Origin of the sequence: Billgrantia kenyensis (genome assembly GCF_013697085.1) — a bacterium.
Classification (GTDB): Bacteria; Pseudomonadota; Gammaproteobacteria; order Pseudomonadales; family Halomonadaceae; genus Halomonas; species Halomonas kenyensis.
Map to the genome: position 1 here is coordinate 30,808 of NZ_JACEFT010000003.1, position 16,250 is coordinate 47,057.

The 16,250-nt window shown below is 64.4% G+C and carries 18 protein-coding genes and 1 tRNA gene; 11 read left to right on the forward strand and 8 right to left on the reverse strand.

The window, feature by feature from the left end:
• The first annotated feature begins 36 nt into the window (after positions 1-36).
• From H1D44_RS03985 to H1D44_RS04010, 6 genes are all read left to right on the forward strand, one after another.
• The gene (locus H1D44_RS03985) at positions 37-1,491 is read left to right on the forward strand and encodes an aldehyde dehydrogenase family protein (RefSeq protein ID WP_181513566.1); all 1,455 of its coding nucleotides are present in this window, start codon (positions 37-39) and stop codon (positions 1,489-1,491) included.
• 42 nt (positions 1,492-1,533) lie between these two features.
• Positions 1,534-2,013, forward strand: a complete 480-nt coding sequence (locus tag H1D44_RS03990; protein WP_181513567.1) for a GlcG/HbpS family heme-binding protein — start codon at positions 1,534-1,536, stop codon at positions 2,011-2,013.
• Positions 2,014-2,145: 132 nt separating this feature from the next.
• Positions 2,146-3,174, forward strand: coding sequence for a 2Fe-2S iron-sulfur cluster-binding protein (locus H1D44_RS03995; protein ID WP_181513568.1), 1,029 nt, complete (start codon positions 2,146-2,148; stop codon positions 3,172-3,174).
• A 30-nt stretch (positions 3,175-3,204) separates the two neighbouring features.
• Positions 3,205-3,543: a 2Fe-2S iron-sulfur cluster-binding protein gene (locus H1D44_RS04000; protein ID WP_181513569.1), complete on the forward strand. Its 339-nt coding sequence runs from the start codon at positions 3,205-3,207 to the stop codon at positions 3,541-3,543.
• Positions 3,544-3,555: 12 nt separating this feature from the next.
• Complete coding sequence (gene nadX, locus H1D44_RS04005) at positions 3,556-4,359, forward strand: aspartate dehydrogenase (RefSeq protein WP_181513570.1); 804 nt, start codon at positions 3,556-3,558, stop codon at positions 4,357-4,359.
• A gap of 33 nt (positions 4,360-4,392) precedes the next feature.
• The gene (locus tag H1D44_RS04010) at positions 4,393-4,683 is read left to right on the forward strand and encodes a DUF1330 domain-containing protein (RefSeq protein ID WP_181513571.1); all 291 of its coding nucleotides are present in this window, start codon (positions 4,393-4,395) and stop codon (positions 4,681-4,683) included.
• Between the two features lie 87 nt (positions 4,684-4,770).
• On the opposite strand, the gene H1D44_RS04015 is transcribed toward H1D44_RS04010, so the two are convergent.
• The 4 genes from H1D44_RS04015 to H1D44_RS04030 form a co-directional block, all read right to left on the reverse strand.
• The gene (locus H1D44_RS04015) at positions 4,771-5,442 is read right to left on the reverse strand and encodes a GntR family transcriptional regulator (protein WP_238984387.1); all 672 of its coding nucleotides are present in this window, start codon (positions 5,440-5,442) and stop codon (positions 4,771-4,773) included.
• Positions 5,443-5,596: 154 nt separating this feature from the next.
• Positions 5,597-5,902, reverse strand: coding sequence for a ferredoxin (locus H1D44_RS04020; RefSeq protein ID WP_181513572.1), 306 nt, complete (start codon positions 5,900-5,902; stop codon positions 5,597-5,599).
• Between the two features lie 67 nt (positions 5,903-5,969).
• Complete coding sequence (locus H1D44_RS04025; RefSeq protein ID WP_181513573.1) at positions 5,970-6,764, reverse strand: creatininase family protein; 795 nt, start codon at positions 6,762-6,764, stop codon at positions 5,970-5,972.
• 160 nt (positions 6,765-6,924) lie between these two features.
• Positions 6,925-7,587, reverse strand: a complete 663-nt coding sequence (locus H1D44_RS04030; RefSeq protein WP_181513574.1) for a GntR family transcriptional regulator — start codon at positions 7,585-7,587, stop codon at positions 6,925-6,927.
• A gap of 174 nt (positions 7,588-7,761) precedes the next feature.
• Here H1D44_RS04030 and H1D44_RS04035 point away from each other — a divergent pair, with 174 nt between their 5' ends.
• From H1D44_RS04035 to H1D44_RS04050, 4 genes are all read left to right on the forward strand, one after another.
• Complete coding sequence (locus H1D44_RS04035) at positions 7,762-8,331, forward strand: chromate transporter (RefSeq protein WP_181513575.1); 570 nt, start codon at positions 7,762-7,764, stop codon at positions 8,329-8,331.
• The gene (locus H1D44_RS04040; RefSeq protein WP_181513576.1) at positions 8,328-8,858 is read left to right on the forward strand and encodes a chromate transporter; all 531 of its coding nucleotides are present in this window, start codon (positions 8,328-8,330) and stop codon (positions 8,856-8,858) included. The genes H1D44_RS04035 and H1D44_RS04040 overlap by 4 nt, the downstream gene beginning before the upstream one ends.
• Before the next feature lie 239 nt (positions 8,859-9,097).
• Positions 9,098-10,579: a hypothetical protein gene (locus H1D44_RS04045; protein ID WP_181513577.1), complete on the forward strand. Its 1,482-nt coding sequence runs from the start codon at positions 9,098-9,100 to the stop codon at positions 10,577-10,579.
• 228 nt (positions 10,580-10,807) lie between these two features.
• The gene (locus H1D44_RS04050; protein WP_181513578.1) at positions 10,808-11,149 is read left to right on the forward strand and encodes a 2Fe-2S iron-sulfur cluster-binding protein; all 342 of its coding nucleotides are present in this window, start codon (positions 10,808-10,810) and stop codon (positions 11,147-11,149) included.
• 84 nt (positions 11,150-11,233) lie between these two features.
• On the opposite strand, the gene H1D44_RS04055 is transcribed toward H1D44_RS04050, so the two are convergent.
• From H1D44_RS04055 to H1D44_RS04065, 3 genes are read right to left on the reverse strand one after another with little or no spacing between them, the layout of a single operon-like run.
• Positions 11,234-12,556, reverse strand: coding sequence for a sodium ion-translocating decarboxylase subunit beta (locus tag H1D44_RS04055; protein WP_181513579.1), 1,323 nt, complete (start codon positions 12,554-12,556; stop codon positions 11,234-11,236).
• Positions 12,557-12,567: 11 nt separating this feature from the next.
• Positions 12,568-14,397 carry a sodium-extruding oxaloacetate decarboxylase subunit alpha gene (oadA, locus tag H1D44_RS04060; protein WP_181513580.1) on the reverse strand — a complete coding sequence of 610 codons (1,830 nt, stop codon included), beginning with the start codon at positions 14,395-14,397 and terminating at the stop codon, positions 12,568-12,570.
• Between the two features lie 56 nt (positions 14,398-14,453).
• On the reverse strand, positions 14,454-14,711 hold the full coding sequence (locus tag H1D44_RS04065) for an OadG family protein (RefSeq protein ID WP_181513581.1): 258 nt from the start codon (positions 14,709-14,711) through the stop codon (positions 14,454-14,456).
• Between the two features lie 168 nt (positions 14,712-14,879).
• Between H1D44_RS04065 and H1D44_RS04070 the strand changes: the two genes are divergently transcribed.
• The gene (locus H1D44_RS04070) at positions 14,880-15,857 is read left to right on the forward strand and encodes a tRNA dihydrouridine synthase (RefSeq protein WP_181513582.1); all 978 of its coding nucleotides are present in this window, start codon (positions 14,880-14,882) and stop codon (positions 15,855-15,857) included.
• A gap of 231 nt (positions 15,858-16,088) precedes the next feature.
• On the opposite strand, the gene H1D44_RS04075 is transcribed toward H1D44_RS04070, so the two are convergent.
• Positions 16,089-16,165 (reverse strand) — tRNA-Arg (locus H1D44_RS04075).
• Positions 16,166-16,250 lie beyond the last annotated feature (85 nt).

Below are 16,250 nucleotides of genomic sequence, written 5' to 3' on the forward strand. Positions count from 1 at the left end.
GTGAAGACAGCCAGCGACGACAAAGAGGTAAGCGTCTTGGATAACGCAACCCAGTTTCTCAACTATATCGACGGCCAGTGGGTCGCCAGCGCCTCGGGGGAGACCTTCGAGAACCGCAACCCCGCCGATCAGGACGAGCTGCTCGGCCGCTTCCAGGCCTCCAGCGCCGACGATGCCCGTCGCGCCATCGAGGCCGCGGATCGTGCCTTCGCCGCCTGGCGCGAGACCCCGATCTCGCAGCGCGCCAAGATCCTCAATCAGGCCGCCGACTATCTGATGCAGAACGTCGAGCAGTTTGCCGAGGAGCTGACCCGCGAAGAGGGCAAGCTGCTGGGCAACAGCCGCGACGAGATCGCACGCTCGGCCCAGACCCTGCGCTTCTACGCGGTGGAAGGCCAGACCATCACCGGCGAGACCTTCCCCCAGGACGACGCCAAGATGATGGTCTACACCCAGCGCGAGCCGCTCGGCGTGGCCACCATCATTTCGCCGTGGAACTTCCCCATCTCGATCCCGGCACGCAAGATCGCCCCGGCCCTGATCACCGGCAACACCGTGGTGTTCAAGCCCTCCTCCGACGCACCGCTGATCGGCTATCGGCTGGCCGAGGCCCTGCACCATGCCGGCGTGCCGGCAGGCGTGTTCAACTTCATCACCGGTGCCGCCTCGGCGATCGGCGAGGAACTCACCGCCAACCCGACGGTCAAGGCGATCTCCTTCACCGGCTCCACCGCCGCAGGCGAGCGCATCCATCGCGCCGCGCCCATGGCCACCCGCACCCAGATGGAACTCGGCGGCAAGAACCCGCTGATCGTGCTCGACGACGCCGATATCGACACCGCGGTCGACCTCACCGTCAAGGGCGGCTTCTCGCTGACCGGTCAGGCCTGCACCGGCACCAGCCGCGTACTGATCAGCCGCGGTCGCAAGCAGGAATACCTCGCGCGGCTGGTGGAGAAGGTCAAGACCCTGAAGATCGGCAACGGCATGACCGATGGCACCCAGATCGGCCCGCTGGCCACCCGCCAGCAGCTCGACAGCGTGCTCGGCTACGTCGAGGCGGGCAAGCAGGAGGCCACCCACGTGCATGGCGGCGAGCACCTCACCGAAGGCGACTACGCCAAGGGCTTCTACGTGGCACCGGCCATCTTCAGCGACGTGACCCAGGAGATGCGCATCTCTCGCGAGGAGATCTTCGGCCCGGTGGTCGCGGTGATCGAGGTCGACGGCTACGAGGATGCCATCGCCAAGGCCAACGACACGCCTTATGGCCTCTCCGCCGCCCTGGTGACCAACGACATCGGCTATATCCAGCGCTTCCCGCTCGATATCCAGGCCGGCACCGTCAAGGTCAACCGCACCACCACCGGCAACCTGGTCAACGCCCCCTTCGGCGGCCTGAAGCAGTCGAGCACCTCCACGTTCCGCGAGTCGGGACGCGCCGGGCTGGACTTCTTCACCCAGACCAAGACCGTCTACATCGGCCGCTGAGCGCGGTCGCTACAACGACAACCTGACGACGAGACGAGACCCATGAAACAGGTATTTCGACTGGAACTGGAAGAAGCCAAGCTGATGGTGGAAGCCGCCAAGAAGCGCTCCGAGGAGATCGGCGTGCTGGAGACCATCTGCGTGGTGGACGACGGCGGCTACCCGCTGGCACTGGAGCGCATGAACGGCGCCCGCGTCACCGGCCCGCAGATCGCCTGGAACAAGGCCTTCACCGCGGCCGGCCACAAGCGCTCGACCCACCTGTTCAACACCGCCCCCAACGGCCCCGCCCTGCCGGGCAACGAGGCCTTCGGCATCCAGTGGAGCTTCGAGGGCAAGTTCGCCGTGTTCGTCGGCGGCTTCCCCATCGTGGTCGACGGCGAAGTGATCGGCGGCGTGGGCCTGAGCGGCGGCAACGGCGAGCAGGACACCCAGGCCGGCCTGGCCGCGCTCAAGGCGCTCCAGGATCACCTGCGCGAAGCCGGCCACGAAGTGGTGGTCGAGGCCGACATCAAGAAGTAAGCCCGGCCGAACCGAACGACCGTCGGCAAGGCGCTCCCGCCCTTGCCGACACCCCAGACGACCGGCCAAGCACCGACACGGCAACAACGACAACGACCCTGCCTTGATCGGGTGCACCCTCAGGAGGCTGCCATGAGTTATCGTATTACCCTCTCCAACACTTCAGCCGACACGTCAGAAAGCTTCGAGGCCCAGCCGGGTGAACCGCTGCTCGAGGCTGCAGAGCGGGCCGGCTATCCGCTCGCCCACGACTGTCGTTTCGGCGGCTGCGGCGCCTGCCGCGTCAAGCTGGTGGAAGGCAGCGTCGAGTACGAGGAGTTCCCCTTCGGGCTGACCGAGGAGGAGGCCGAGGAGGGCTATGCGCTGGCCTGCCAGGCGTGCGCCCAGAGTGACCTGACCATCAGCGCCAAGCTGCTGCCGGCGGGTCACATTCCTGCCGACTTCCATGTCGCCACCATCGAGACACTCGAGAAGCTGAGCCACGACGTGACCCACCTGGTGCTGCGCATCCCCACGGCGAGCGAGGTGGCCTTCCACCCAGGGCAATACCTCAACGTCATGCTCGACGACGGCAGCCCGCGCAGCTTCTCCATGGCCTCGCCCCACCGCGGCGAGCTGTTCGACTTCCACGTCCGGCGCGTGCCGGGCGGGCACTTCACCGGCCGGCTGGAGACGCACTACCAACCTGGCGACACCCTCGACGTGGAGCTGCCGCTGGGTAACTTTCGCCACGATGCCGAGAGCCCGCGTGACCTGCTGATGGTAGGCGGCGGCACCGGCCTGGCGCCGCTCAAGAGCATCATCGAGTCGTTGCTCGACAGCGACGACCGTCCGGCTATCAGCCTCTACTGGGGGGTGCGCAGCGCCGAGGACCTCTACCTCGACGACCAGCTCAGCGAGTGGGCTCGGACGCTGCCCGGTTTCCGCTACGTGCCCGTGCTCTCGGAACCCGACTCCGAATGGGGCGGGCGCCGCGGCTTCGTGCATGAGGCGGTATGCGAGGACCACGACGATTTGAGCGCCTTCGATGCCTACCTGTGCGGCCCGCCGCCGATGATCGCCGCCGCCAAGACGAGTTTTTCCCAGCGCGGTATCGACATCGAACGGATCTACGCCGACAGCTTCAACTTCACCCATGAGCTCGAAGGCAGCGTTGCCTGACGCATCCCCGGAACCAGCGAGGTAATCGACATGCCGGATATCACTTTTATCACCAACGGCGGCAAGGTCATCACTGCCCCCGAAGATTCCAACCTGCTGCGCATGTCCCTGCGCGAAAAGGGCGGCATTCCATTCAAGTGCGGCGGCGGGCTGTGCGGCACCTGCAAGTGCCTGGTCGAGGAAGGCCTGGAGAACACCGACGCCGTAAAGAAGAAGGAAGAGAAGCTGCTCACCAAGGAAGAAATCGAGCAGGGCTACCGTCTGGCCTGCCAGACCTTCCTTAAGGGCGACGTCAAGGTCTCCTGGGAGGAGTCGCCCAAGGGCGGCAATGCCGGCGCAGGCCAGGTCAAGCCCAAGGCAGAAGCGTAGGGAGCCATGACGATGCTGAACGTAGGACTCATCGGCTATGGCACGGCGGGCAAGGATGTCGCCGGGGCTATCCTTGGCGGCCAGGCAGGTAACACGCGCCTGGCCGCCGTGCTGGTGCGCAACGCGGCCAAGTACGCCGACGTCGCCCTGGACGACTGCCTGATCACCGACAGCGAGGCGGCCTTCTTCGAGCGCCGCCCCGACGTGGTGGTCGAGACGGCCGGACATGAGGCAGTGATTCGCTATGCCGAATCATCCCTGGCGCATGATTGCGACTTCATGGTGGTCTCGGTCGGTGCCTTCTGCGACGAGGCGCTGTACGACCGGGTCATGGCCAGCGCCAGCCGCCACGGCAAGCGGGTGCTGGTGCCCTCGGCGGCCATCGCCGGGCTGGACCGTATCGCCGCCGCCGCCCAGGGGCCATTGGATCGCGTTACGCTGACGACCCGCAAGCCGGTCAAGGCCTGGCGCGGGACCTTCGCCGAAGAGGTGGTCGATCTCGACACTGTGGCGCAGCCGACGGTGATCTTCGAGGGCAACGCCCGCGAGTCGTCGCGGGTGTTTCCCGAGAGCGTCAACGTCTCGGCGGCGCTGAGCCTGGCCGGCATCGGCTTCGAGGCCACCCAGGTGCGAGTCCTGGTCGATCCCACCATCGACAAGAACGTGCACGAAGTTTCCGCCAAGGGCCGATTCGGCGAGGTGCGCATCGAGGTGCAGAACACCCCTTCGCCCAACAATCCCAAGACCGGCTATATCGTCGCGATGAGCGTTGCCAGGGCGCTGAAAAACCTCTCTTCACCGCTGGTGATCGGCTAGCCTCCCCGCCGAATTTCTCAAGGAGCTCGCGAAATGAAGAAAGCCTACTGGGTCTCCTGCTACCGTGAAATCAGCGACAGAGCCAGGTATGCCCGCTACATCGAGCTTGCCCTGCCCGCCATCACCGCTGGCGGCGGCCGCTTCCTGGCCAGGGACGTTGCCGCCTTCGCCTATGAGGAGGGCCTCAAGGATCGCACCATCATCATCGAGTTCCCCGATCTCGAGAGTGCCCGTGCCACCCATGATGGCGAGGCGTACGGGGCGGCGCTGGAAGCGCTCGGCGACGGCGCGGTCAGAGACATTCGTATCGTCGTCGGCGCCTGACCCTCAGGGCGCCGCCAGGCGGCTGGCGAAAAACAGCAACCCGGGCGCCATTGGCGCCCGGGTTGCGTTGTGCTGAGCGACGGGGCGTCAGACGTGGGAGCGGCTCATGTAGGCCTTGCGCGACTTCTCGAGGTGGATGCGGGTAAAGCTCTCGGCCAGATCCTCCTCGCCGTTGCGAATGGCGCCGAGGATGTCCTTGTGCTCGCGCAAGGCTTCCTTGGTGCGTCCCGGAAGCGCGCTGCTGAGGTTGGAGAAGGCGCGTACGTAGTCCTTGAGGTCGACCAGCATCTCGTGGAGTTTGGGGTTGCCCGCGGCTCGGCCGATCAACTCGTTGTACTGGACGTTGAGCTCCACCTCGTCGCCGCCGCCATTGTCGAGCGCCGCGTCGATCTCGGCGATGAGCCGGTCGATATCGCCCGCGATCTCGTCATTGACCTTCTGCGCGGCCAGGCGTGCCGCCAGCGACTCGAGCGAGGCCAGGATCATGAACACCTCGAGGATCTCGGCCTGGGTGATCTCGTTGACCACCACCCCCTTGCGCGGCACCGTGCGCACGAAGCGCTGGGTCTCGAGGCGAAACAGCGCCTCCCGAATGGGCGTGCGGCTGATATTGAGCTTCTCGGCCAGCACCCGCTCGACCAGGCGATCCCCCGCCTTGTACTCGCCCCGCAGGATGGCGTCCTTGAGGTAGGCGTACACCTTGTCGCGGATGGGGGAGAGGTCTTCCTGGGTCCAGCTTTCGGCCATTCGGGCTACCATGAGCGTTCTCGGGGAATAGTAAATTACGTTAACAGTTTAACATTTTACCATGATAGGGAGGCCCAGTGGTATGCGGCACACCAAGGACCAGAGTCAAACGCAAGCAGCCCTCGGCCATGCGGCACGAGGGCTGCTTGCGTTGGCGGGAGTGGCGTCACTGCAGCGGCGCCTTCTCCAGGCGAGCATCGATGGAGCCGAAGGTGACCAGCTGCTCCAGCTCGGCACGAGCCGCCTCCACTGAATCGAAGCGCTCGAAGAACTTGAGCGGCACGCTGTTGGTCTTGCCGTCCTCGGCGGTCTCGACGATGCTCACCCGCCCCTGGTCACCGCTGACCTCGGCAATGGTGAAGTCGGCCTTCTTCTTGCCATAGAAGAAGTACTCGTAGGTTTCCACAGGGGAGATCCCCTGCCCGGGGCGGGCATCATACTCGCCCAGCTTGCTTGTCAGGATGATGTACATATCAGTGCTCTCTTGTTAGTGGGGGTCTTCGCCTTGCGCGGGTCAACGCGCGGGGCAATGCGCAGGCTCAGCCGGCAAGCTCCCGCTCGCGAGCTGGCTGCGGGTCCGTCGAATCGCTGAGCAGGGCACGCACCGCAGCGCCAAGCTCATCAAGCGCTTCCTCGACGATGGCCTTGCCGATCTCGTAGCTGCCCTGGGTGGCATCGCCGATACAGCCGTTACGGGTCATCTCCTCGTAGCGATAGAAGCCCTGGATGGGGTTGCCGGGGCGCATGCCTTCCCAGCGCCCGCCATGGACGATGTCGCCCTTCACCAGCCGCTCGGGGCGCACCAGGTGCGGGGCGAGGTAGTACGCCTCGGAGACCTCGCGCTCGCAGCTGTGGCCGAACAGGGTCGAGGAGATATGCGCCTTCATGGCCTGCTTGGCGGAGGCCGTGGTCTTGGCGTAATAGCAGTCCACCTCCAGCTCCTGGGCGAAGCTGGCGCAGGCCAGGCCCAGCGTGCCCTGGTTGCCGCCGTGACTGTTGAGGAACAGCACCTTGTCGATGCCGTGACGCTTGAGCGAAACCACCATGTCACGCAGCACGGCCAGCAGGGTCTCAGGGCGCAGGCTGATGGTACCGGGGAAGTTCAGGTGATGCGGGGAAACCCCCATGTTGACCGTCGGGGTCACCAGCACCAGGGGATGCAGGCGTTGCGCAAGATGCTTCGCCATTTCGGTGGCCAGCACGGCATCGCAGCTCTCGTTCATGTGCGGGCCGTGCTGCTCGTGGGCGCCGACCGGCACGATGGCCAGCTTCACGGTCTTGAGCGCCGCTTCGACCTCCGGCCAGGTCATCTCTGTCAGCAGGTAGCTTTCCATCCCGCTCTCCTTCGTGCGCCTGCTCAGCGAGTGTCAGCAAGGGCAGGCAGTGTTGTCAGGGGGCAAGCGTCTTGGCGCTTGGTATACCATAAACCAACACTAGCCGAATCCCACCGCTCCTGTAAAGCCACATGTGCCGACACTCCTCCAACCTGAGGCATCAGGCCTGGCGGCAGCTCAGCATGGCCACTTCACTGGAGAGGGTGATGTGCTCCTCGATCAGCTCCCTGGCACGCCGTGCATCGCGTGCCAGGGCCAGATCGACCAGCTCCTGATGCTGGGCATCAAGCTGATGGCGCAGCTCCAAAGCGCGCGGCGCCACGCGGCGATAGCGGTCGAACTGGTCATGCAGCTGACTGATGAAGCGCAGCAGCCAGGCCGAACCGCAGGGGGCCACCAGGGCATTGTGGAAACGCGAGTGCAGTTGCTCCCACTCCACCACGAAGGTGCGCTTGTCCGTCAGCGACAGCCGGTGATTGGCTGCCAACAGCTGGGACTCCCACTCCTCGTCGCCGTGGCGCACGGCCAGCTCCAGCGCCCTGCCCTCCAGCTGCCGTCGCATCTCGGTGATATCGGCAAGCTCCTCCCGGCTCAGCTCCAGCACGCGGAAACCGCGCTGATTCTCCTGGCGCAGCAGACCATAGGCCGCCAGGCGATTGAGCGCCTCGCGCAGCGGGCTTAGCCCCACCTGGTAGGTTTCCCGCAGCCGCGTGATCGATAGACGCTCACCGGCGCGGTAGCGGCCATTGAGCAGGTCCTGGCGTAGCGTCTCGTAGATCCGACTCGCCGCGGTCGCACTGCCCTGTTTCAACATATCGGTCATGGCGTGACTCCAAGCATTTTTTGGAATTTGGTATACCTTTCTTGACGGATGCCTATTGCAGTCATATTCTAGGTCAAATAATCGATTATTTCTAGAAAAAATACAGCGGCCGACACAGCAAGCCACTGATATTAAAGAAATGATCATACGGAACCGACAAGGATTCTCGCTGACATGGCGGCATCACAACAGGGCAAGATATTCTTTTCCTTCCTCCGAATCGGCCTACTGGGCTTCGGCGGCGGCCCTTCGATGATCCCTCTGGTACACCAGGAAGTCGTCAAGAACCACGGCTGGATGACGGATGAAGAGTTTGCCGATGTGCTGGCGATCGCCAACACCCTGCCGGGCCCCATCGCCACCAAGATGCCCGGCTATATCGGCTTTCGTGTCGGCGGTGCGCTCGGCTGCATCAATGCCGTGCTGGCGGTGATCCTGCCGATGATCGTGGCCATGATCCTGCTGCTCGGCCTGTTCAGCCGCTATCGCGACGTGGCCTGGATCCACGGCATGAGCCAAGGCATGGTGCCGGTGGTCATGGTGATGATGGGCCAGCTTGCCTGGGACTTCCTGAACAAGTCGCGGCTGGCGCTGGGCTGGGGGGTCAGCCTGATCATGGCCGGCGTGGCGGGGGTGTTGATCTACTGGATCGGCCTCCACCCCGGCCTGGTCATCGGCGCCCTGCTGGTCGCCGCCATGCTGCCGCTGACGAAAGGCAAGGTGTCCAAGGAGGCGACCCAGTGATTTACGTACAGCTCTTCCTGGCCTTCTTCATCCCCAATATCGTCGGCTACGGCGGCGGCCCTGCCATCATCCCGCTGATCGAGGCGGAGGTCGTTGGCCGCTACGGCTGGATGAACTCCCAGGAATTTGCCGAAGTCCTCGGCCTGGGCAACGCCCTTCCCAGCCCCATCGCCACCAAGATGGCAGGCTATGTCGGCTACGAAGTGGCCGGCGTCGGCGGCGCGGTCATCGCCGTGCTGGCGACCGTGGTGCCCACTCTGCTGCTGATGCTGGGCGCCCTGGGCCTGCTCTATCGCTACCGTGACTCGCCCCGGGTCAAGCGCATGAGCCAGTGGGTTCGCCCGGTCATCGCCATCATGATGGCCGGCATGGTACTGAGCTTCTTTTCCGAGGGCCTGGCCGGCGCCGGGCTCGTCCACACCCTATTGATCGGTGTAGCGGCCGCCATCGCGCTGCTCCGCTTCAAGGCACACCCCGCTCTCGTGGTAGTTGGCGCACTGGCCTATGGCGGCCTGATGCTGGGCTAGCGCTGCGCTACCGATCACCTCATGGATAGCCACCCTGCACTGGAGGAAAGGAGTATGCAACGACGACCATCCCAATGACGAGTACTCATGCGCGAAAGACGTCAGCACCGCTTTCGTGACATGCAAGGCGACACACGACCGACCGTGGCAATTCAGCAACCGACAACTACAAGCAGACGATGGCCGCCCTGCCTTCCCCGGCCCCATCGTCCAAGCCTGACGACACGACAAGGTGCAATATGGAACAGATCGAACAGGTACAACTTACCGCATCGCACTGGGTCTTCCTGCTGTTGATCCTGGCGATCTTCATCTCCATCGGCTTTCGCAAGGGGGTCATCGTCCCCTCCATCGCCGGTATCTTCATGCTAGGCCTGCTGGCCGACGCGCCCCATGAGGGCGTACTCAATCAAATGATCTTTGCGGTGCAGGTGGTCTTCCGTGCCCTGCTCAATGCCGGCACCGAGCTCTTCGATATCATGCTGGTCATCGCCTTGATGGTTGCCATGCTCAAGTCGCTTCAGCACCAGGGAGCCGACAGACTCATGGTGGCACCGATGAAGAAGCTCATGGTCGGGCCCTGGACCGCCTTCTTCGTGGTCGGCATCACCATGTACATCGCCGCCGCCTTCTTCTGGCCGACACCAGCCGTGGCACTGGTCGGCACGGTACTGATCCCCGTCGCCATGCAGGTGGGGCTGCCGGCCATCGGCGCCGCCATGGCGGTCAACCTGTTCGGCCACGGCATGGCACTGTCCGCCGACCCGGTCATACAGGGCGCGAGCCGCCTGACCGCCAGTGCCGCGGGCATCGAAACCACTACACTGGTGCCCTATACCCTGCTGTTCTCGCTGGTCGTCGGCGGCGTGGCCATCACCATGGCCTGCCTTGCCCTGCGTCGCGACATGCGCTCCGGTGCTCTCGAGGCGCCCAAGGGCGATGAGGTCTTCACTCCCCGCTCGGCCGGTGCCGCTGCCGTGCAGACCGATACCGTCAAGGAAGAGGAAGAGCCCGAGGCCGGCCCCTACGCACGTATCTTCGCCATCGCGGTGCCCATCATCCTGCTCGGCATTGCCGGCCTGATGATCTATCGCGCCGTGTTCATGCCCGACCAGGCAATTCGCGGCGGTGGCGCCACGGCGCTGCTGGGGGGCACGGCGACCCTGCTGCTGGTGCTCTCCTCGTTCGCCTCCCACGGACACCATGCACTGGACGGCATCAGTACCTACACCCGCGAGGGCTTCTTCTTCGCCATCAAGATCTTTGCCCCGATCATTCCGATCGCCGGGTTCTTCTTCCTCGGCCACCCCGGCCACTCGGCTGAAGTCATCGGCGCCGGTGCGGCCGGCTTCCTGTTCGATATCGGCCACAATATCGGCAACTACATCGATGGCAACGTGTTTCTGCTGACCTTCGGCATGGCCTTCATCGGCCTGCTCTCGGGCATGGACGGCTCAGGCTTCTCCGGCCTGCCGTTGGTAGGCTCCCTGTCGGGGGCGCTGGGCACCGCCGCCAACGTCGACATCCACGTGCTGGCGGCCCTGGGCCAGGTGGCGGCGATCTTCGCCGGCGGCGGCACGTTGGCGGCATGGGCCTTCGGCGTGGCAGCCGATGCCGGTATCGCCGGGGTCAGCCCTGCGGCCCTGGTACGGCGCAACTTCGTGCCGGTCATCTCTGGCATCATCGTGGCCTCGCTGCTCGCCGTGTTCCTGTTGATATAGCGGCGCGGAGCCTGTCCAGGCAGTGAAACCACCTCACCCGGCGCCCCATGGCGCCGGGTGAGTTCGTTGAGGGACATCAATCATGAGCAGACCCCTAGGAATTAGCGCAATGGAGGGTTGACGAATGCCATCAAGTGGCACATGGTATACCATATGCCATGAGGCAAATCGACACGAACCAAGCGCACCCCGATGCGCAACCTGACGACAATGAGCTAGGTGACGACTATGCCCCTGATCAAGATTCACAAGAACGGCGAGGTCTTCGAAGGCGAAGTCCAGCCCAACACCAACCTGGTGGTGCGCGCCGGCATCCGCCAGTTCCCCTACCCCCACCTGAGCTACGGCTGCGGCATGGGCAAGTGCGCCAAGTGCATGTGCAAGGTCATTTCGGGTGGTGAGGCGCTGCCGGAGCCCAACTGGAAAGAGAAGAAGATGCTCGGCACCCGCCTCGAGCAGGGCTACCGGCTGGCTTGCCAGCTGTGGGTGGAAGAGGACCTCGAACTGGCCCAGGAGAGCGCCACTGCCGCAGCCAGCCCCAAGCCTGCCGGCAGTACCACTGCCCCCTGAGCCCGACGTGGCGACTCCCCTGCCGGGAACCGACACGCAAGAGCCCGCCGACGCAAGCCGGCGGGCTCTTTGCATTGGGGAGTGTCAGCCCAGGAACTTGATCATCACCCCGGCAGCCACCGCCGAACCGATCACCCCGGCCACGTTGGGTCCCATGGCGTGCATGAGCAGGAAGTTGTGCGGATTGGACTCCAGCCCCACCTTGTTTGCCACCCGAGCCGCCATTGGCACCGCCGAGACACCGGCTGCGCCGATCAGCGGGTTGATGGGCATACGGCTCATGACGTTCATCAGCTTGGCCATGAGCACCCCGGCCGCCGTGCCGATGGCGAAGGCCACGATACCGAGCGCCATGATGCCCAGCGTTTCCATCGCCAGGAAGCTCTCGGCCATCAGCCGCGAGCCCACGGCCAGCCCGAGCACGATGGTGACGATGTTGATCAACGCGTTCTGCGCGGTGTCGGTCAAGCGCTCGACCACGCCGCATTCACGCATCAGGTTGCCAAAGCAGAACATGCCCAGCAGCGGTGCGGCATCGGGCAGGAACAGGCCAGCCAGCATCAGCAGCAGCAGGGGAAAGACGATCTTCTCCAGCTTGGACACCGGACGCAGCTGCGTCATGGCGATCTCGCGCTCACGGCGGGTGGTGAGCAAACGCATGATCGGCGGCTGGATCATCGGCACCAGGGCCATGTAGGCATAGGCCGCCACGGCAATGGCGCCCAGCAGTTCCGGGGCCAGCACGCTCGACACGTAGATCGAGGTCGGTCCGTCGGCGCCGCCGATGATGCCGATGGCGGCAGCCTGCTGCAGCGAGAAGTCCATGATCCCCAGCGACGACAGCCCCACCGCTCCGAACAGCGTGGCGAAGATGCCGAACTGGGCCGCAGCACCCAGGAACAGGGTGCGCGGATTGGCCAGCAGCGGACCGAAGTCGGTCATGGCCCCTACGCCCATGAAGATGAGCAGCGGCGCGATACCCGAAGCCACGGCCACCTGATAGAAGACGTAGAGCAGGCCATCGCCGTAGCCGACATTCATGGCGACGTCTCGTGCGGCGCGGATCTGATCCGGGGCAGCGCCGTTGTCGACCAGCGCCTTGAGCGTAGCCCGCCACGCCTCCTCGCCGGCCAGCGGATCGAGGGTTGCGCCCAGCGCCGTGGCCATCTGGTGCAGCACTGCCGGTCGCGCCACTTCGATCGCCTGATCCAGCGCCGAGATCGCCAGCCCCGCCTCGGGTACGTTGGCCAGGATCCCGCCAAAGCCGATCGGCACCAGCAGCAGCGGCTCGAACTTCTTGGCAATGGCCAGGTAGAGCAACCCGAAGCCCACCAGGATCATGACGGCCTGCCCGGGGGTCAGGTTGTAGAGGCCGGAACCCTCCCACAGGGTCAAAAGCTTGTCCATTTGGCAGACCCTTAGAGTACGATCAGCGTATCGCCAACGGCGACGCTATCGCCTTCGCTGACCCTGACCTCGGAGACAGTCCCACCGCTGGCGGCGCGCACCTCGGTCTCCATCTTCATGGCCTCGAGGATGATCACGACGTCCCCCTCCTCGACCGTGTCGCCTGGGCGCACATTGACCTTGAAGATGTTGCCGGCCAGCGGTGCGGTGATCGTCTCGCCAGTGGCGGCCGGCACACTCTCGGCGGCGGGGGCGGCCGCCTGGCCACCCTGCCCCTGCACGGCACCGATTTCGCCACCCTCGGCGACCTCTACCACGTACTGCTTGCCGTTGACCTTGACGGTGTAGGTCTCGGGGCCGGTAGGTACCGCGGGGGCCTTGGCCTCGCTCTTCCTGGCAGAGACCGGCAGGTTGGCACTGGCGCTCTCCTTCCCAGGCGCCTGGGGCACCGGCTCGAAGGCGTCGGGATTGTCACGGTTCTTGAGGAACTTCAGCCCGATCTGCGGGAACAGCGCATAGGTCAGCACGTCGTCGATCTCGCGCTCACCTTCGGCGAGGCGAATGCCGTCGGCCTTGGCCTTCTCCTTGAGCTCGGCGGCGAGCCGGTCCATTTCGGCTTCGAGCAGATCCGCGGGACGACAGGTGATCGGCTCGCCGCCCTCCAGCACGCGATTCTGCAGCTCCTTGTTGAAGGGCGCCGGCGCAGCACCATACTCGCCCTTGAGCAGCGCCTGAACCTCCTTGGAGATCGACTTGTAGCGCTCGCCCATCATCACGTTCATCACCGCCTGGGTGCCGACGATCTGCGAGGTGGGCGTGACCAGCGGGATGAAGCCCAGGTCCTCGCGAACCCGGGGGATCTCGGCCAGCACGTCGTCGAGCTTGTCGCCGGCGCCCTGCTCCTTGAGCTGGCTCTCCATGTTGGTGAGCATGCCGCCGGGCACCTGGGCCACCAGGATGCGCGAATCGATGCCCTTGAGCGAGCCCTCGAAGGCCGCGTACTTCTTGCGCACCTCGCGAAAGTAGCTGGCGATGTCCTCCAGCAACTCCAAGTCGAGGTTGGTGTCACGCGGCGTGCCCTTGAGGATCGCCACCACCGATTCGGTGGGGCTGTGACCATAGGTCATCGACATGGAGGAGATGGCGGTGTCGACGTTGTCGATACCGGCTTCCACGGCCTTGAGGATGGTGGAAGTGGACATACCGGTGGTGGCGTGGCACTGCATGTGGATCGGAATCGACAGCGCCTTCTTCAGCCGCGTGACGAGCTCGAAGGCATCGTAGGGGGTCAGCAGGCCGGCCATGTCCTTGATTGCCAACGAGTCGGCCCCCATGTCGGCAATGGTCTCGGCCAGCTCGACCCAGCTGTCCAGGGTATGCACGGGACTGACGGTGTAGGAGATCGTGCCCTGGGCGTGGCCACCCACCTTGCGTACGGCCTGGATGGAGCGCTCCAGGTTGCGCGGATCATTCATCGCGTCGAATACGCGGAACACGTCAACGCCATTGGTCTTGGCGCGCTCCACGAAGCGGTCGACCACGTCGTCGGCGTAGTGGCGATAACCCAGCAGATTCTGCCCGCGCAGCAGCATCTGCTGGGGGGTGTTGGGCATGGCCTCTTTCAACGCCCGTATCCGCTCCCACGGATCTTCTCCGAGGTAGCGGATACAGGCGTCGAAGGTAGCCCCGCCCCAGGACTCCAGCGACCAGAAGCCGACGCGGTCGAGCTTCTCGGCAATCGGCAGCATGTCGTCGAGCCGCATGCGGGTGGCGAACAGAGACTGGTGGGCGTCGCGCAGTACCACGTCGGTGATGCCCAGCGGGCGTTTGGTCTCACTCATGACTATGACCCCGTGAATAGCGTGTTGTGTAGTAGTATTGGCCCCGCCGCCGGGCGTCATTGGCGATGGCGGCGACGATAGCGTTGAATGGCGGCGCTGATGACGGCCAGAGTTTCGGCGTCATCGGCCTTGTCAGAGGAAGTCGAGGTCGGCGCGGGGGCGGAGGAAGCGGGAGCAGGAGCCGGCGCCAGGCGGCGTACCAGCATCGACATGAGGGTGGTGGAAAGCACAAGCATGGTAAGAAAAACAAAAACGATCCCCATGCCTACGCCCATCAGGCCCAAACCGTCGATTAGCAATTGTGGATCCTGCATGCGATCTTCCCCCAATTCTTCACGACATGCTTACGAATTGCTGCAAACATGCCGCCAAGCGTTAAAAAGTCGGCCATATAAACTGCCACAATCCAGATAGAATGCAAGCACCCTATGGTGGAAGCCAGCGTTGTTGCTTTACTACAAGGAAAGGTCGGGCTCGCCCCAATGGAGGGCGTGATCGACGCCCATACCCGCGATCTGCTGACACGCCGACCGGGCTTCGACTGGACGGTGACGGAGTTCGTGCGGGTCGTCGATGCACGCCTGCCACCGCGGGTCTATTACCGCCACTGCCCCGAGCTACACGGGCGGATGATTACCCCTTCCGGCGTGCCGGTCACGCTCCAACTGCTGGGCAGCGACCCGGCAGCCCTGGCCGTTAACGCCGAGCAGGCGGCAGCGCTTGGAGCCGGCGTCATCGACCTCAATTTCGGCTGCCCGGCCAAGCTGGTCAACCGCCACGACGGCGGTGCTTCGCTGTTGCGCGACCCACGCCGCGTGCATGCCGCCGTGTCAGCGGTACACAAGGCCGTGGGCAGCGAAACCAAGGTCACGGCCAAGATCCGCCTGGGCTTCTCGCACCGTCGCCTCGCGCTCGACTGCGCCAAGGCTGCGGAGGATGGCGGCGCCAGCCAGCTGGTAGTACATGCACGCACCCGGGACGAAGGCTACCGGCCACCCGCGCACTGGGAATGGATCGGCCGTATTCGTCGCCACCTGAACATTCCCGTGGTAGCCAATGGCGATATCTGGTGCCTGGAGGACTACTGGAAGGCCCGCACCTTGTCCGGCTGCCGCGATGTGATGCTCGGTCGCGGCGCGCTAGCCGATCCCCTGCTGGCCCATCGCATCCGCCACTGGCTGAATACCGGCGAACACCTGCCTCCCACACCCTGGCGAGTGCGTGCTGCCATCCTCAGCGACTTTGCTGCATTGCAACGTACCACACTTTCGGGGCGACTTGTCACCTCTCTGATCAAGCAGTGGCTGAACCATATGAGAAAACGGAACGCTGAAGCCGAGAGGCGCTTTCAAGCGCTGAAGCGCATCAACGAGCTCGATACGCTGCTGGCAGGCCTGAATGACGAGCGCGAAACCGCTCTCGAGACCACGGCGCACGGGAGTGAGCCCACCCCAGCGTAATCCCCCGGGCAGGCCTGCGCGCATGCGATTCGTAAAGCAGGAGTGGTAAGCACTGGCGATAAAGGGGTTGCGCTAGTGAAAAAAGGGTGTCCTTCGTCACGCGAGGACACCCAAACGATCGCAAGGCCGACGGCAGTGGCTACCGGCCCGGCTAGTCGAGACACACCCTACGCCGACATACACAGGGCAGAAAGCAGAAGACCCGCCCTCGAGGGAGGACGGGTCGAAATCTGGCGCGCCCGGGAGGATTCGAACCTCCGACCACCTGATTCGTAGTCAGGTACTCTATCCAGCTGAGCTACGGGCGCTAAGGGCAAGATCCGGGATCCTGCTTTATTGGATACCACTGCAGAAGTCGATGCGAACTGCCACGCGGCCGAACCACCTGCGATG

Bases quoted from the DNA above. Each gene is read 5' to 3' on its own strand.
- H1D44_RS03990 (WP_181513567.1), top strand. From the start codon at position 1,534: ATGAAACAGGTATTTCGACTGGAACTGGAAGAAGCCAAGCTGATGGTG.
- nadX (WP_181513570.1), top strand. From the start codon at position 3,556: ATGCTGAACGTAGGACTCATCGGCTATGGCACGGCGGGCAAGGATGTC.
- H1D44_RS04035 (WP_181513575.1), top strand. From the start codon at position 7,762: ATGGCGGCATCACAACAGGGCAAGATATTCTTTTCCTTCCTCCGAATC.
- H1D44_RS04065 (WP_181513581.1), bottom strand. From the start codon at position 14,711: ATGCAGGATCCACAATTGCTAATCGACGGTTTGGGCCTGATGGGCGTA.
- H1D44_RS04010 (WP_181513571.1), top strand. From the start codon at position 4,393: ATGAAGAAAGCCTACTGGGTCTCCTGCTACCGTGAAATCAGCGACAGA.
- H1D44_RS04020 (WP_181513572.1), bottom strand. From the start codon at position 5,902: ATGTACATCATCCTGACAAGCAAGCTGGGCGAGTATGATGCCCGCCCC.
- H1D44_RS04000 (WP_181513569.1), top strand. From the start codon at position 3,205: ATGCCGGATATCACTTTTATCACCAACGGCGGCAAGGTCATCACTGCC.
- oadA (WP_181513580.1), bottom strand. From the start codon at position 14,397: ATGAGTGAGACCAAACGCCCGCTGGGCATCACCGACGTGGTACTGCGC.
- H1D44_RS04030 (WP_181513574.1), bottom strand. From the start codon at position 7,587: ATGACCGATATGTTGAAACAGGGCAGTGCGACCGCGGCGAGTCGGATC.
- H1D44_RS04045 (WP_181513577.1), top strand. From the start codon at position 9,098: ATGGAACAGATCGAACAGGTACAACTTACCGCATCGCACTGGGTCTTC.
- H1D44_RS04070 (WP_181513582.1), top strand. From the start codon at position 14,880: ATGGAGGGCGTGATCGACGCCCATACCCGCGATCTGCTGACACGCCGA.
- H1D44_RS04015 (WP_238984387.1), bottom strand. From the start codon at position 5,442: ATGGTAGCCCGAATGGCCGAAAGCTGGACCCAGGAAGACCTCTCCCCC.
- H1D44_RS04025 (WP_181513573.1), bottom strand. From the start codon at position 6,764: ATGGAAAGCTACCTGCTGACAGAGATGACCTGGCCGGAGGTCGAAGCG.
- H1D44_RS03995 (WP_181513568.1), top strand. From the start codon at position 2,146: ATGAGTTATCGTATTACCCTCTCCAACACTTCAGCCGACACGTCAGAA.
- H1D44_RS04055 (WP_181513579.1), bottom strand. From the start codon at position 12,556: ATGGACAAGCTTTTGACCCTGTGGGAGGGTTCCGGCCTCTACAACCTG.
- H1D44_RS04050 (WP_181513578.1), top strand. From the start codon at position 10,808: ATGCCCCTGATCAAGATTCACAAGAACGGCGAGGTCTTCGAAGGCGAA.